Genomic DNA, 15073 nt, shown 5'->3' with positions numbered 1-15073 from the left:
TCCATTGAAGTTTAGTTGAACATATACTCAAATAGTCAGTAGCTCTAGTTGATGACATTATTATTCCTTACATAGTAGCTAACCACAGTGTTAAAGCAGCTAGGCTCTATATAAAAAGTTAAATTAAACAAAGAGGTGGAACGGTTGAATAAAATCATAGGAAGCAAAATTAAAGAACTTAGAACTAATAAAAAGATGACATTAAAGGAACTAAGCGAAAAAACATCTTTATCTACTGGGTTTTTATCTCAATTAGAAAGAGGTCTTACCAGTATAGCTACAGATTCTTTACTTAATATAGCAGAAGCTTTAGATGTTGAATTATCTTACTTTTTACTATCAACTAGTAAGAGGAGAGAAAGATTTATACAAAAGAGTTACGAAAGAGATATATATAAAATAGATAATGCCCTTCATATTAATTATGTATTATCAAATAATCCTGAAGATAAAACTATATTGCCTAGATTAATTGAAATATTGCCTACCAATACAGAGGAAAATTTAAATACTTATCAGCATGAAGGTGAAGAATTTATATATGTATTAGAAGGAATTATAACTTTATTCATAAATGATGAAAAGCAGTATCTTTACCCCGGTGATTCAGCACATTTTAAATCTTCTATTAATCATAACTATGCAAACTATACTAATAAAATATGCAAAATTTTAGTTGCAAGTGTTCCTAATCCTGCAGCAACTAGCAAAAGTAACATCATATAAAATATAGACAAATGTCATGTATGACTAAATAAAATAAGGAGAGTGAATGAATTGTCTTTAAAAAAACAGATGAAATTCCTTCAGCAGTGTGAAAACAATTTAGGTAAATTGAATTTTTATCTAGATATTACAGACAGTAAGATTACCTGTGAACCCTGCTTAATGGTAAAGCATTATTATAACTGGTGTGTTAAAAATATATTTAGAATAGATGTAAATGAAGTAAACCTTACTGAGTTTTTTAAAAAAATTATAGAAAAGTTAGATTATAAAGTAATTGGGAATATGGAGTATGAGGATTTTAGAAATCTTATAGTATCATACTACTCACTAGGAGAAATATATTTTGAGAGAAAAGAATTTGAATTGTCAAAGGATTACTTTTCTAAAGTAATAGAGGTTATGGAGGAATTCTTAAAAAGTGGAAATAAATTTCAAACTGAAGAAATTCAATGTAAAAGTGGAGTAGTATTTTTTGAACTATTAATGTGGGCAAGAAAAAATCTTGGTGATATGGTTGAAGTTGAAGAAGCTTTATACTTATATGAAAGTATAATTGGAGAAGAAGAAATATTATACATACAAAAAAACTATTGCGTATATAGAGCAAGTAAAGAATTAAACATTATAGATAAAGCAAATGAGGCAGCTAGAAATGTAATAAAAATATTATCTTCATTTAAAGGAATAAATATAGATGTTGTAGAGTATTTTACAACAGAAAAATCTTACTCTAATGCCATAGATATCTCAATAGAGGAATATTGTAAGGATAGTAGCCCTCATTGGATAAATGCAATGAATACTATATGCACAAAAGCACAATCCCTAGATATAGAATGTGTAGATAAGATTATAAAGTTCTGTAATATATTAATGGAAGAGCTTAAAATTGTTGAATGGAGTACTTTAATTTTAAGCTTATACAAAGGTATCAGACAAGAGGAAGAACAACTTATTAAAGTATTAAGTTATCTAAGACAAAGTTTTAAAATTATAGATTATAAACACGGAGATTTTATAAATTGTTCTCAAGCAGTATGTGTGTTAAATGAAATTTATGAAGATATAAGAATAAGAAAGTATAAAGAAGTATTTTTAAGAGAGTATGAATTTGACTTTGCGTTTTATTTAATGAATGCTGCGGTTCAAAACAATAATTATGAAAAAGCAATTGAAACTTCAACTAAGTTATCTTCCATAATCAATATATTTAATATAAATAAGGAGCTACTTAATTATATAGAAGAATGTAAAGAAATATCTATAGATGGAACTAAAAGGGAAAACTATAATTTAAGAGAATATCCTTGGCTATACTTATATAATAATGTAAAAGATATATGTACAAGCTATGGTATAGAATCTAAATTTGATACTAGTGACTTTATTAGAAGTAGTAGTAAAAAAACAATAATAGGTATTAATGCAATTCAAGATAGAGAGGTAGAAGAAACTTTAAACAATATTGTTGGAGAAAAGATCTTTTTACAAGATAAGGATATTGTGTTTATTAGCAATAAACAACTTGAGTTAAAATCATATATTAAAGATTATTATAGTTGTGAAGTTATTACAAAGAATAATTTATTAAGAGATCCTAATAAATGTATTATAACTTATGATAAGTCTATTCATGGTAAAATGGCAGATAAAAATATTATTGTAATAGATGGTCATAAAGAGTTAAGGGATATTGATGTAACTTATATTAAACATATATTGGAAGATTGTAACAATTCTATATTGGCTATTCTTATTAATACAAAAAGTAGTGATTATAAGGCTGAAGCATTAAGTTATAATAAAGCTTTATTGGAAAATATGCTAGATTATAAAAGAGAAATTATATTATTTGACCAAAAAGACTTTTTTGATTCTAGAGAGTTATTAGAAACACTTATAGGACAAACTTCAGAAAATATAATAAATATGAAATTTAATGACTTTAAGACCAATATAAATAAAACTTTAGATGGAATTAGAGAAGACATAAAATTTAAAAATGCAGTTTATAAGGAAAGAAGATATACCCTTAAGGAATGTGTATCAGAATATATAAACCTAGCAGATGAAGTTAAATCAAACTATAATGAATTTCTTACAAAAATTCAGGGTGATATAGAGTTTTTAGGAAAATATGCTGAAGAAAAGATATCAATAATTATCCCTGATCTTATAGAAAAAAAACTAGATGCTATAGATGACTTAGAAGAAACTTCAACACTAAAGGATAAGGCTGAAAAGATATTTAGTGAAACTATTGTAAATTGGTGTAATAAAAATATATATGATTTAATGTTAGAGCAATTTGAGGTTTATATAACTAAGTATTCAAAGCTCTATGGATACCATCAAGAGACTATAGAAAAGATAAAGGATAATAGAGATACTGTAATATCTGCCTATGGTGATTTTACAAGTAAAATTAAACCCATAGATATAAAACCACTTGAAGAGCTACTGAAGGAATTTTTAGTATTACATGATGAATTCTTAAATAGTATTAATTATGAAGTTACTGTAATACCAAATGAGAAATTCTTAAGTACAGTAGCTGGTGGAATTAAGGTAATGTTTATGAAGTCAGAAGAAAAGGCAGAAAGTACTAGAATAAAAATTAAAAATCAAGTCATAGAAAATAAGGATAATATTGCTGCTATATTAAGCAATAATATAATGGAAAACTTAAGAGGACTTTCAGACAAGTTAAAGGAAGAAATAAAAGATATATTTGAAGGAACTCTAAATGATATTACAATAGATAAAAATATAGTTGAGCAAGCAGAGATGGATATGACAAAATCTCATGAAGAGATTACTAAAAAGAATGAGGAATTAGAAGTTCTTATGAAATTTGTAGATGTAGAGGTATTAAAATATATCAAACAACTTGATCATAATATGGTATATAATAATAGTAAATGCTATAAATTAGTTTAAAAAAATGGCTATGGGACTACCATAGCCATTTATTATTCTTTTATTTCATAATTATTATTTGTAAGGGTAAATGCTTTTTTAAAGCCATTAGTTAGGTATAGTTCATGGTTCTTAGTTATAAAAATTGCCTCAACATCATCTAATGAGTTAATAAGTTTTAAACCTTCATCTACCCCAAGGGCAAATAAAGTAGTTGATAGAGAATCACCATCTATAGAGTTATTAGATAATATAGACACACCTAAGATGTTGTTGTCATATGGATAACCTGTATCTGGACTTAGAATATGGTGATAGTTTTTACCATCTTGCTCAAAGTATCTTTCATACACTCCAGAGGTTACAATAGATTTATTACTAACACTTACAAATCCAATAGTATCACTACCGGATTTTTCAGGGTTTTGAACTCCTACCTTCCAAGGGGTACCATCTATCTTGTCACCGAGTACATAAATATTACCACCTAAATCAATAATTGCACTGGATACTTCAGCATTTTTTAGGATTTTAACTATTTCATCAGCAGCATACCCCTTTGCAATTGCACCTAAATCTATAATCATATTGGAATCTTTTAAAAATATACTTTTTTTTGATTCATCTATTTGAATTTTATTATAATCAATTAAAGCCTTTTTTTCATTAATTTCTTTTTCTGAGGGAAGCTTAGCATTATCTGTACCAATTCCCCATAACTTTACCAAAGGTCCAATAGTGATATCTAGTGAACCACCAGACAGTTTAGAATATTCTAGTCCTTTTTTTACCACATTAAAAGTATCATTACTAACCTCAACAGGTTCTATTCCTGCCATATTATTTACTTCATCCAATTCGGTATTAGACTTACTTATACTTAATATATTTTCTAGTTCTCTTAAACGAGCAAAAGATTCATCTATTATAGTTGTATCACTTTTATCATATATGGTTATGGTACACACTGTACCAATGACTAGCTCTGTTTTACTAATTGGCTTAATAGGTAATCTTTGATTTGCACATCCTGCAACAATAATAATAGTTATAAATAGAACTAAAATGCAAGAAAGTTTTTTAAAAAGTTTCATAGGGACCTCCTTAGTTATATGCATAGTAATATAAAGTTTTAATATTTAAATAAAAAAATTTATATATTGTTAAAACATTATTAAAGTGAATTATATCTTTATATTAATAATAACATTATAATTTATTAGGTGAAACTTTTAAATATAAAATACATAGAATTTTTTAAACTAGTAATAACTATATAAATATGGAGAAATAAATATAAGACTTCAGGATATCCTAAAGTCTTATTACTATACTATTTATGAAAATACTATTTTTTAGCTTTAACTACAGCAGTTTCAGTTTTACCATCATTTGCATGTTGGATAGCTGCATCGGCTAAAAGTTTAAAATCATCTCCAGAAGTAGTTGCTCCAGTTATTGCATCAACTGTTGCAGGGTCTTGTTTCTCTACAAGAGCTTCTGCATATTGAGTTGAGAACTCAACAGGGCCAATTCCAGATACTTTTGTCATTTTTTCTTGATATTCGGCATCTTTACTCTTTAGATCTCCAGATTCATTTACATAGTCGAATTTAGCATCAGTGATTTTTCCATCAGCAACTGTAATTTCAACTTGTCCTTTCCAACCGTGATCATCAAAAGTGTCAAATTCAGATTTATAGCTTCCATCTTTCATTCCTTTTGAACCACAACCAACTAACATTCCAGCAGTTAAAACTACTGAGGATAATAAAGCTAGAACTTTTTTATTCATTAATGTTACCTCCTAAAAATATTTCTAGTTTAAGAAACATACTATTTTTATGATTTAATTATAAACTAAACTAAAATAATAGTAAATATATTTCCAGGAAAATTGTTAAAAAATTATTTACAATTTATGATTAAAGTTAACATTAATAACATAAAAATACATTAGAGTATGTATATTGTTTTTTTAGGTTAAAGATTATTTTTCTGAAATTTCTTAATCACTAAGGAATTTAGGTGAACATATTGATATAATAACAATAAAAGATTAAAATTACTTTGTTTAAACTATTGTTGGATAGGAGAAGAATGAATATGAAATTAATGAAGAGAATGGATATAGTAATAATTGTAGTGTTACTAATAGTGTCATTTATACCTTACATTATGCTAAAAAATTATCAGAGTAATTATAAAGGAATAAATTATGCTGTTATTTCTATAGATGGCAAAGAGACAAAGAGAGTGGAACTAACCACAGGGTTAGATGAAGAATTTACTATTAAATCTTCCTATGGATTTAATCGAGTTGTAATTCATGAAATGAAAATAGGAATTGTAGATGCAGATTGTAAGGATGAAATATGTGTAAATGAAGGATTTATAGGAGCGGTTGGAGAAAGAATAGTATGTCTGCCTAATAGGTTAATCATTGAAATAGTAGGGGAACAAAAGAGTAGTGAAGGGGAAGATGTAATTTCTCGTTGAGGTGAAGAAAATGAATAGTAAAGAAGCTAGTAAAAATATTAGAAAAATGATATATATATCCCTATTAGTAGCAATGTCCATGGTGCTACACATATTTGAAAATATGATACCAGTACCATTTATAACTCCGGGCACAAGACTAGGTCTTGCTAATATTATTACGGTAATAGCATTATACACCTTAAGTTATAAAGAGACTTTTTTAGTCATGTTTTTAAGAATTTTGCTTTCCGTAATGTTTGGAGGAAGTATATCTAGATTAATGTATAGTTTATCTGGTGGGATTTTAAGTTATATATTTATGGTATTTGCAAAACACCTTGGAAAAGAAAAGATAAGTATTGTAGGAGTAAGTTGTGCGGGGGCAGTATTTCATAATGTAGGACAATTACTTGCAGCATCACTAATAGTAAAAACCATGAGTGTTATGCTCTATTTACCTGTTATGAGCGTGGCAGGGATAGGGACTGGCATATTTGTTGGAATTACAGGCAATTTTGCAGTAGAACATTTAAAAAAAGTTTTTGGTGTAAATAACAATTGGTTTTAAAATAAGTTTAATTAAAATAGCTCAAATGGATATAAATATATTAAATAAGGATATAGTTACACTTAATAGATAGAAACATAAAATAATGTATTTTATTTAGGAGGAAAAATATATGAGAGTTGATGAAGAAATACTCAATTTTGCATTTAATAGTTTAAATGAATACATTGTAGTAGTTAATGAAGATGGAATTATAACAATGATGACAGATGGATACAAGAAGTTTTTAGGGTGTAAAGAACCAGAGGGGAAACATGTAACTAAGGTTATTCCAAACACAAAATTACATCTTATAGCTAAAAATGGATTTAAAGAAGTTGGAGATATTCAAGAGGTTAATGAACATAAAATGATATCTATGAGAGTTCCTATAATAATTAATGGAAAAATTAGAGGCGCCATAGGTAGAGTTATGTTTAAAGATATAGATAATTTTAAAATATTAAGTAGTAAGATATCCCATTTAGAAAAAGAGGTTCAATTTTATAAAAATGAACTCACTGTAGAGAATAAAGCAACCTATACTTTTGATAAAATTATCGGAAATAGCTCAAGCTTCTTAACTGCTATAAAATTTGCTGAGAAGATTGCAAGAGGAGATTCATCTGTATTAATTACAGGGGAGAGTGGTACAGGAAAAGAATTAGTTGCACAGTCCATACACAATAGTAGTAAAAGAGCCAGAAAACCCTTTGTTAAAATAAATTGTGGAGCTATACCAACAGAACTATTTGAATCAGAAATGTTTGGCTATGAAGAAGGAGCATTTACAGGAGCGAAAAAAACAGGAATGAAGGGTAAATTTGAGCTTGCAGATGGAGGAACTATTCTTTTAGATGAAATAGGAGATATGCCTCTTTTTATGCAGGTGAAGTTATTAAGAGTTCTTCAAGATAGAGAAATTGTAAGAGTTGGTAGTAATGATGTAAAAAAGATAGATGTTAGGATTATAGCATCTACCAATAAAAACTTATTACAGTTAACTCAAGAGGGTAAGTTTAGACAAGATTTATACTATAGATTAAATGTTATGCATGTTAAGCTTCCAGCACTAAGAGAAAGAATTGAAGATGTGGGACCACTTGCAGAGGCATTAAGAGTTAAGCTATGTAATAAGTATGGAATATATAGTGAAGGTATATCAGAAGAAACCTTGGATTATCTTAAATGTTATAACTGGCCAGGTAATGTTAGAGAACTAGAAAATGTTATTGAAAGAGCAATAAATTTACTTAATACAGAGCTTAAAATATTACCAGAGCATTTACCCGCAAAGATATTAGATTGTAACAAAAGAAAGGTTGATTATGAAAATAAACAACTTAAAGATATAGTAGAAGAAATAGAAAAGCAGGTAATTACAGAAACTCTAGAGAAACTTAATGGTAATAAAAATGAAACTGCTAAGGTTTTGGGTATTAGTAGGCAAGGTCTTTATAAAAAAATGAAGAGGTTTAATATGGAACTTTAAAAAAGTGTAAACTAAAGCACACATGTAAACNNGTTTACATGTGTGCTTTAGTTTGGAGAATTAACCCTTTAAATAGATTAAATGTATTAATAAATGATGAAAAAAATCTGCTAATTATTGATTTTGCTTTAGGTGATTTATTTAACATTGAAGTTATAATATTAACAAAGATTTGTTTAAGGAAAAACCGTAAACTGTAGTTTACAATGTTATTTTCCCTAATTCACGAGAAAGTAGATATTTAGGGGATTGTAGAAGTTGGCATGGAAACTGCTATATAAATAAGAGTAATAAACATAGACTTTGTAACCCTATGTAGATATATAAGCAGGGGATAAAATAGTTTCTAACGTAACGAATTATTTAAAGAAAAAATTTTTAAGAAAAGGATGGAGTTAAAAATGAAAGAAGTTGTTATTGTAAGTGCTGCTAGAACAGCAGTAGGATCATTTGGAGGTTCATTATCAAAATTATCAGCAGCTGAAATTGGTGCTGTAGCTGCAAAAGAAGCAATAAAAAGAGCAGGAATAGATCCAGCTATTATAGATGAAGCTATTATAGGAAATGTTATAAGTGCAGGGCTTGGACAAAATGTTGGAAGACAAGTAGCTTTAAAGGCTGGTTTAAAAGAAGAATCTACAGCAATTAGTATTAATAAAGTTTGTGGTTCAGGAATAAAAGCTGTAACATTAGCAGCTCAAGCAATTAAATCAGGAGATGCAGATGTAATCCTTTGTGGTGGAACAGAATCAATGAGTAATGCACCATATGTATTACCAACATCTAGATGGGGACAAAGAATGGGTGATTCAACAATGGTTGACACTATGATTAAAGATGGTCTTTGGGATGCGTTCTATGATTATCATATGGGAGTTACTGCAGAAAACATAGCTGAAAAATGGGGTCTTACAAGAGAAATGCAAGACGAATTTGCTTTAAGTAGCCAATTAAAAGCTGAAAAGGCTGTAAAAGAAGGAAGATTTAAAGATGAAATAGTACCAGTTGAAATACCTCAAAGAAAAGGAGATCCAATTGTATTTGATACAGATGAGTTCCCTAAATTTGGTTCAACAATAGAGAAATTAGGAAAACTTAAGCCAGCTTTCAAAAAAGGTGGAACAGTTACTGCTGGTAACGCTTCAGGAATAAATGATGGAGCTGCTATGTTCATAGTTATGTCTAAAGAAAAAGCCGAACAACTAGGAGTTAACTATCTTGCAACTATAAAATCTTATGCATCAGCAGGTCTTGATCCACAAATAATGGGATATGGACCATTCGAAGCTACAAGCAAAGCTTTATCTAAAGCTGGATTAACAGTTGAAGATTTAGATTTAATAGAAGCTAATGAAGCTTTTGCAGCACAATCATTAGCAGTAGCTAAAGATTTAAAATTTGACATGAATAAAGTAAATGTTAATGGTGGAGCAATAGCTATTGGACACCCAGTTGGAGCATCAGGAGCTAGAATATTAACTACTCTTATCTATGAAATGATTAAGAGAGATAACAAAAAAGGTCTTGCTACACTATGTATAGGTGGCGGACAAGGAATCGCAATAGTAATAGAAAGATAAGTGAGAATCCAAATTTTATATTTGGGTATTCGAACTTACTCATTCGAACGCATGTGAGAAGGAGTGTCCTTACGAGCAAAGCGAGAAAAGAAAATCTTTGGTTTAACATTTCGAACGAATGTGAGAAGGAGTGTCCCTGCGAGCAAAGCGAGAAAAGAAAAATATTAATTAGCTATAACTTTTTAAGTATAAATAAAAAAATCAGTTCATTGTAAATTTACAATGAGCTGATTTTTTATTTTAGCTAGAATATTTCATGAAATACTACACAAGCTAATTTAAATACCATGAGAGGAGAATTTTATATGGAAAAAAGAAATCAGAGAAGAAAAGGAAATAAAAATACTTTTTTTACTATTATTGCTTTAATAGTTGTTTTTATTGTAGTGTATTTTCTATTTTATTACGGATATATGAAGCGTACCGTAAGTAGTTATGTAAATAAAATTTATCCTCAAGTTTTTGTAGAAGGAATTGAAGTGGGTGGTAGAACTAAGGAGGAATCTATAAAGCTTTTAAATGAAAAAAGCAAAGAACTTATCAATAATGATATTAAGGTAAAGGTAAAAGATAAAGAATATAAGATTGATTATGAAAGCTTAAATATAAAAAGCAACTTACAGGAAACTCTTATGGAAGCTTTGGATTATGGAAAGGATTTATCTGTAAGAGAAGGTTATAAGTTGATAAAAAATCCTAAAAAAGTAGATTTTGATATTGAGTATAGTTATAATACAAATTTTGTAGATTCATTGTTAGATGAAATTGAAAAAACTCTCAACAAGGAAGTTAAAAATGCAACTATCATCAAGGAAGATGGAAAACTAAAAGTAAGTGAAAGTTCTTCAAAAGAAGAAATAAATAGAAAAGATTTTATTTCTCAGGTTGAAGAAGTTGTAAAAAGTAATACTGAGAATAATAAAGGTGATGTTACTCTCAAATTGCCTATTAGTATTGAAAATCCAGAAATAAACACTGAAGATTTGAAAAGGATTAATATAATAATATCTAGTTTTAGTACAAACTTTGTAGGTGATGTTAGAGCTACTAATATTAAAGTAGCAACTGAAGCAGCAAGTGGTATAGTTTTAATGCCAGAGGAAGAATATAGTTTTAATAAACTAGTAGGTGAAAGCACTAAAGAAAAAGGATATGTAGAAGCACCTGTTATAAAAGATAATAAACTTCAACCTGAATTAGGTGGAGGTATTTGTCAGGTATCTACAACTCTTCATAATGCAATAATAAGAGCAGGAATTCTGCCTATGGAGAGAACGCATCATTCTATGCCAATAGGGTATGTTGATAAAGGAATGGATGCAACCATTTATTATAATGTTGTAGATTATAAGTTTAAAAATACTTTACCATATCCCATTTATATAGATGGTATAGTAGAAAATAATAAATTAACATTTAATATATATTCTTATAAAGAATTAGAAAATATAAAGTATGAAGTCATTAGTAAAGTCTATAAAGAAATACCTCAAAAGATAGAATATAAAAAGGACATAAACTTGGATGAGGGGGAAGAAATAGTTGAGAATCAAGGTAGTAAAGGTTATAAGATAAAGGTTTATAGAAAAACCTTAGAAAATAAGAAGGTAGTAAAAGAAGAGGTAATATATGATGAGATATATGAACCTGTAAATAAAATCATCAGAAGAAATGGATAGAGGTATAGGGAAGGAATTGCATATATACAATGCTTATGTTAAAATTTTACAATAGAAAATTATTATGTAATGAAATCGTAATAATAATATAAATGAAAATATGATTAACATATGATATAATTTATATGTTAAATCAATTTTTTAATTGTAAAATGAAAGGAATGTTACTATGGATATGAATCTAGAGAAGGGTGAGAATGGATCGAAGCTTTCACTAACCCCAGGGAATAAAAAATCTAATAAAAAAGCTAAGATCATAGCAATTTCTTCCGTAATAACTATAGTTCTTTTAGTATTTTTAGGTACAACAACATACATCCATACTACTGTATCAAAATATGAGAATTTAATTATGCCAGGTGTGCAGGTTGAAGGAATAGATGTAAGTGGTAAAGCCAAGGACCAAGTTGTACAAGAACTAAATAGTAAATATAACGACGAAATTGGGAACAGAAGTATTAAAATTAAAGCTGGAGATAAGGAGTATGATATTAACTACACTGACTTACATGTAGAGTTTAATATAGATGAAACTGTAAACGAAGCTTTTAACCATAATAGAGATCTTGGGTATTTAGATAAGTTTAAAGCAATAAAGAGTTCTGAAAAAAAAGACTTTCCAATAACATTTACCTATAATAACGAAATTATAAATACTGTTGCTAAAAAAATGGAAAGTGAAATTAATGTTGCTAAAAAAGATGCTACTATAGCAAAATCAGGTTCAGGATTTAACATTACTGAAGAAGTAGTTGGTAAGACTTTGGATGTACAAGCATTAGTTAAGGATATAAATGCTAAAGTATCAGAAAGTAAAGCAGGAAACATAGAAGTAACTGCAACTATAAAAAAAGAGGTACCTACTAAGACAAAAGAAAAATTATCAACGATTAACACTAGAATTGGAACCAAAACTACTAACTTTGGAAGTTCAGATTGGAGTAGAAGTACCAATATATCACTAGGAGCTCAAACTGTAAATGGTATAGTACTAATGCCAGGAGAAAGTTTTAGTTTTAATACTACAGTGGGTGACACTACAGCAGATAAAGGTTATCAACCAGGAGGCGTTTATGTAGGAAATAAGGTGGAGATTGGATATGGAGGAGGTATTTGCCAAGTATCCTCAACACTTCACAATGCAGTATTAGACTCAGGAATTCTTCCAGATCAAAGATTAAATCATAACATGGCAGTAGGATATGTTCCGTTAGGACTTGATGCAACTATTGCTTATGGAGGAATAGATTATGTATTCACAAATCCATACAAATATCCAATATATATTGAAGGATATACTAGTGGTGGAAATGTAACCTTTAATATATATTCTAACTCTGCAGCTAAGGGTGGAAAAACATATAGCTTTAACTCAGAAACCTATGAGACCATTCCTGTAACAGTAAAATATGAGGATGATCCAACTTTACCTATAGGAACAGAAAAGGTTACTCAGAATGGATCTCAGGGATATAAGGTTAAGGCATATAGAACTATTTATGAAAATGGTAATGTAGTTTCAACAGAGCTTATGAATACTGATACTTATATACCACTACCTAAAATAATAAAAAGAGGTACTAAAAAAGTAGAACAAGCTCCTGTTACCAAACCAGCAGAAAAACCGGCAGAAAAACCAGCAGACAAGCCGGCAGAAAAACCTGCTGAAAAGCCAACAGATAAACCTGCAGGTAACTAAAATTATGATAAAGAAATGAAAGAAAAAATAAAGATATTTATTCTTGAATAATCAATACCCTATAGATAGACAAGATATCCGTCTATACTGTAGGGTATTTTATCATAGTAAATATTTAATTGAATTTAAATAATTGGTTACAATATAATGTTAATAAAAATATATTGTGTATAACAGCATAAGAAAAAATTTCATGACCTATTATATTAATAGTAAATATTATATATGTAAATAATATTAATTATATAGGTATGATAAGAAGGGAGAAAAGTTAAATGAATTATTTTGAAGAATTTACAAAGCATCTTTTAGAAGATAAAAAGCCATCCATATATTTTAATAACTTAGTAGAAAATAATGGTTATCCAGATATATATCCCTATAACATGGTTTTAAAGTTAAAAGATGTGGAGCAAAATCCTAAACATCACCCAGAAGGCAATGTTTGGATTCACACTATGATGGTTATAGATGAAGCTGCTAAAAGAAGAGATAGAAGCAAAGAGCCAAAGGGATTTATGTGGGCAGCATTTTTACATGACATAGGTAAGTTAACTACTACAAAGTTAAGAAGAGGCTACCTCACTGCCTATGACCATGATAAAGTTGGAGCAAGAATGGCAGAAGAATTTTTAACCCATTTAAAGCTTCATGAAGATAAAGGATTTTATGATTATGTAGTAAATCTAGTTAGACTTCATATGCAGATTCTTTTCGTAGTAAAAAATAATGAGTTTGCAGACCTTAATAGAGTTGTTAAAAGTGGATACATTGAGGATATAGGACTTCTTGGAATATGTGATAGATTAGGGAGAGGGCCAAAGACCGAAGAGGAAGTAAGAAAAGAAGAGAGAAATATTGAAATTTTCTTAGAAAGGTGCCAGAATTATATTGATAAGAGAAAAAGAATGGCAGAGACATATAATTTGCCTGAGAAATAAGAAAGCTTAGGAAGGTAAGTATTTAATGAAGAAGAAGATATTGAACATACTTAGAAAAAGTAAGGATGAATATATTTCAGGGGAAAGACTTAGTGAGGAATTAGGAATTACTAGGGCTGGAATATGGAAGCATATAAAAAGCTTAAAGGAAGTAGGATACGTTATAGAATCAATTTCCAATAGAGGATATAAACTAATAAGTACTCCGGATATTATAGATGGTGAAGAGATTTTACCTCTTCTTATAACTAAGTATATAGGGAGAAACTTCATTTATTTTGATGAAGTAGACTCTACTAATGTTCAGTGCAGAAGAGAGTGTAGTAATAATCCTATAGAAGGAATGGTAGTTGCTGCAGAGGAACAAACTAGTGGGAAGGGGAGATTGGGTAGAAGTTGGATTTCACCTAAAGGAACAGGAATATGGATGTCCATAGTATTAAAACCAAATATATCTCCTATGGTAGCACCTAGAGCTACTTTAATTGGTGCAGCAGCAGTTTATACTGCTCTAAAGGAGATGGGCATTTCTGTAGGAATAAAGTGGCCTAACGATATAGTCATTAATGGCAAAAAGATATGTGGCATATTAACTGAGATGAATGCAGAAATAGAAAGAGTAAATTATGTCATCATGGGAATTGGTATAAATGTTAATATGGAATCATTTCCAGATGAGTTAAAGGAAAAAGCCACATCCCTTAAAAATGAATTAGGAAATGAAGTTGATAGAAAAAAACTTGTAGCTAATATATTGAATAATTTTGAAGTGTTTTACGAAGACTTTAAAAATACAGGAGATATAAGTAGAGTTATAGAAATTTGTAGAGAAGGCTCATTACTTATAAATAAAGAGGTAAGAGTAATTAATGGAAATAATGAAGTCATATGTACGGTAATAGATATTGATGATGAAGGAGAATTAATAGTAAAACATAAAGATGGTACTATTAATAGAGTAATATCTGGAGAAGTATCTGTAAGAGGAATCTATGGATATGTTTAA

At 28.9% G+C, this 15073-nt stretch carries 12 protein-coding genes; 10 read left to right on the top strand and 2 right to left on the bottom strand.

Annotated elements, in window-relative coordinates; translation table 11 throughout:
* The first annotated feature begins 144 nt into the window (after positions 1-144).
* Together B2S02_RS07025 and B2S02_RS07020 are read left to right on the top strand one after the other, a co-directional pair.
* Positions 145-726, top strand: a complete 582-nt coding sequence (locus B2S02_RS07025; RefSeq protein WP_346847416.1) for an XRE family transcriptional regulator — start codon at positions 145-147, stop codon at positions 724-726.
* Between the two features lie 51 nt (positions 727-777).
* Positions 778-3669: a hypothetical protein gene (locus B2S02_RS07020; protein ID WP_346878524.1), complete on the top strand. Its 2892-nt coding sequence runs from the start codon at positions 778-780 to the stop codon at positions 3667-3669.
* Positions 3670-3701: 32 nt separating this feature from the next.
* Here the strand turns inward: B2S02_RS07020 and B2S02_RS07015 are convergent, their stop codons facing one another.
* The gene (locus tag B2S02_RS07015; protein ID WP_346847418.1) at positions 3702-4742 is read right to left on the bottom strand and encodes an FAD:protein FMN transferase; all 1041 of its coding nucleotides are present in this window, start codon (positions 4740-4742) and stop codon (positions 3702-3704) included.
* Positions 4743-4996: 254 nt separating this feature from the next.
* Positions 4997-5392, bottom strand: coding sequence for an FMN-binding protein (locus B2S02_RS07010; RefSeq protein WP_198028602.1), 396 nt, complete (start codon positions 5390-5392; stop codon positions 4997-4999).
* Between the two features lie 362 nt (positions 5393-5754).
* On the opposite strand from B2S02_RS07010, the gene B2S02_RS07005 reads away from it, so the two are divergent.
* The 8 genes from B2S02_RS07005 to B2S02_RS06970 all read left to right on the top strand — a co-directional run bounded on the left by B2S02_RS07005 (position 5755) and on the right by B2S02_RS06970 (position 15073).
* A complete protein-coding gene (locus B2S02_RS07005; RefSeq protein ID WP_346847419.1) occupies positions 5755-6147 on the top strand; it encodes a NusG domain II-containing protein in 393 nt (130 codons plus the stop codon).
* Positions 6148-6157: 10 nt separating this feature from the next.
* Positions 6158-6697, top strand: coding sequence for a Gx transporter family protein (locus tag B2S02_RS07000; protein WP_035135090.1), 540 nt, complete (start codon positions 6158-6160; stop codon positions 6695-6697).
* A 112-nt stretch (positions 6698-6809) separates the two neighbouring features.
* Complete coding sequence (locus B2S02_RS06995) at positions 6810-8168, top strand: sigma-54 interaction domain-containing protein (protein WP_051824230.1); 1359 nt, start codon at positions 6810-6812, stop codon at positions 8166-8168.
* A gap of 401 nt (positions 8169-8569) precedes the next feature.
* On the top strand, positions 8570-9748 hold the full coding sequence (locus tag B2S02_RS06990; protein ID WP_346847420.1) for an acetyl-CoA C-acetyltransferase: 1179 nt from the start codon (positions 8570-8572) through the stop codon (positions 9746-9748).
* A 305-nt stretch (positions 9749-10053) separates the two neighbouring features.
* Positions 10054-11427, top strand: coding sequence for a VanW family protein (locus tag B2S02_RS06985; RefSeq protein WP_346847421.1), 1374 nt, complete (start codon positions 10054-10056; stop codon positions 11425-11427).
* A 169-nt stretch (positions 11428-11596) separates the two neighbouring features.
* Positions 11597-13126, top strand: a complete 1530-nt coding sequence (locus B2S02_RS06980) for a VanW family protein (protein ID WP_346847422.1) — start codon at positions 11597-11599, stop codon at positions 13124-13126.
* Positions 13127-13401: 275 nt separating this feature from the next.
* Positions 13402-14067 carry an HDIG domain-containing metalloprotein gene (locus B2S02_RS06975; protein WP_346847423.1) on the top strand — a complete coding sequence of 222 codons (666 nt, stop codon included), beginning with the start codon at positions 13402-13404 and terminating at the stop codon, positions 14065-14067.
* 25 nt (positions 14068-14092) lie between these two features.
* Positions 14093-15073 (top strand): biotin--[acetyl-CoA-carboxylase] ligase, encoded by a 981-nt coding sequence (locus B2S02_RS06970; protein WP_346847424.1) that lies wholly within the window; start codon positions 14093-14095, stop codon positions 15071-15073.

The sequence above is a fragment of the Clostridium sp. UBA7339 genome, from assembly GCF_002470865.1.
Classification (GTDB): Bacteria; Bacillota; Clostridia; order Clostridiales; family Clostridiaceae; genus Clostridium_J; species Clostridium_J sulfidigenes.
This window is presented reverse-complemented; position numbering and strand designations above follow the sequence as displayed.

Bases quoted from the DNA above. Each gene is read 5' to 3' on its own strand.
- B2S02_RS07000 (WP_035135090.1), top strand. From the start codon at position 6,158: ATGAATAGTAAAGAAGCTAGTAAAAATATTAGAAAAATGATATATATA.
- B2S02_RS06990 (WP_346847420.1), top strand. From the start codon at position 8,570: ATGAAAGAAGTTGTTATTGTAAGTGCTGCTAGAACAGCAGTAGGATCA.
- B2S02_RS06980 (WP_346847422.1), top strand. From the start codon at position 11,597: ATGGATATGAATCTAGAGAAGGGTGAGAATGGATCGAAGCTTTCACTA.
- B2S02_RS06985 (WP_346847421.1), top strand. From the start codon at position 10,054: ATGGAAAAAAGAAATCAGAGAAGAAAAGGAAATAAAAATACTTTTTTT.
- B2S02_RS07010 (WP_198028602.1), bottom strand. From the start codon at position 5,392: ATGTTAGTTGGTTGTGGTTCAAAAGGAATGAAAGATGGAAGCTATAAA.
- B2S02_RS06970 (WP_346847424.1), top strand. From the start codon at position 14,093: ATGAAGAAGAAGATATTGAACATACTTAGAAAAAGTAAGGATGAATAT.
- B2S02_RS07005 (WP_346847419.1), top strand. From the start codon at position 5,755: ATGAAATTAATGAAGAGAATGGATATAGTAATAATTGTAGTGTTACTA.
- B2S02_RS06975 (WP_346847423.1), top strand. From the start codon at position 13,402: ATGAATTATTTTGAAGAATTTACAAAGCATCTTTTAGAAGATAAAAAG.
- B2S02_RS06995 (WP_051824230.1), top strand. From the start codon at position 6,810: ATGAGAGTTGATGAAGAAATACTCAATTTTGCATTTAATAGTTTAAAT.
- B2S02_RS07015 (WP_346847418.1), bottom strand. From the start codon at position 4,742: ATGAAACTTTTTAAAAAACTTTCTTGCATTTTAGTTCTATTTATAACT.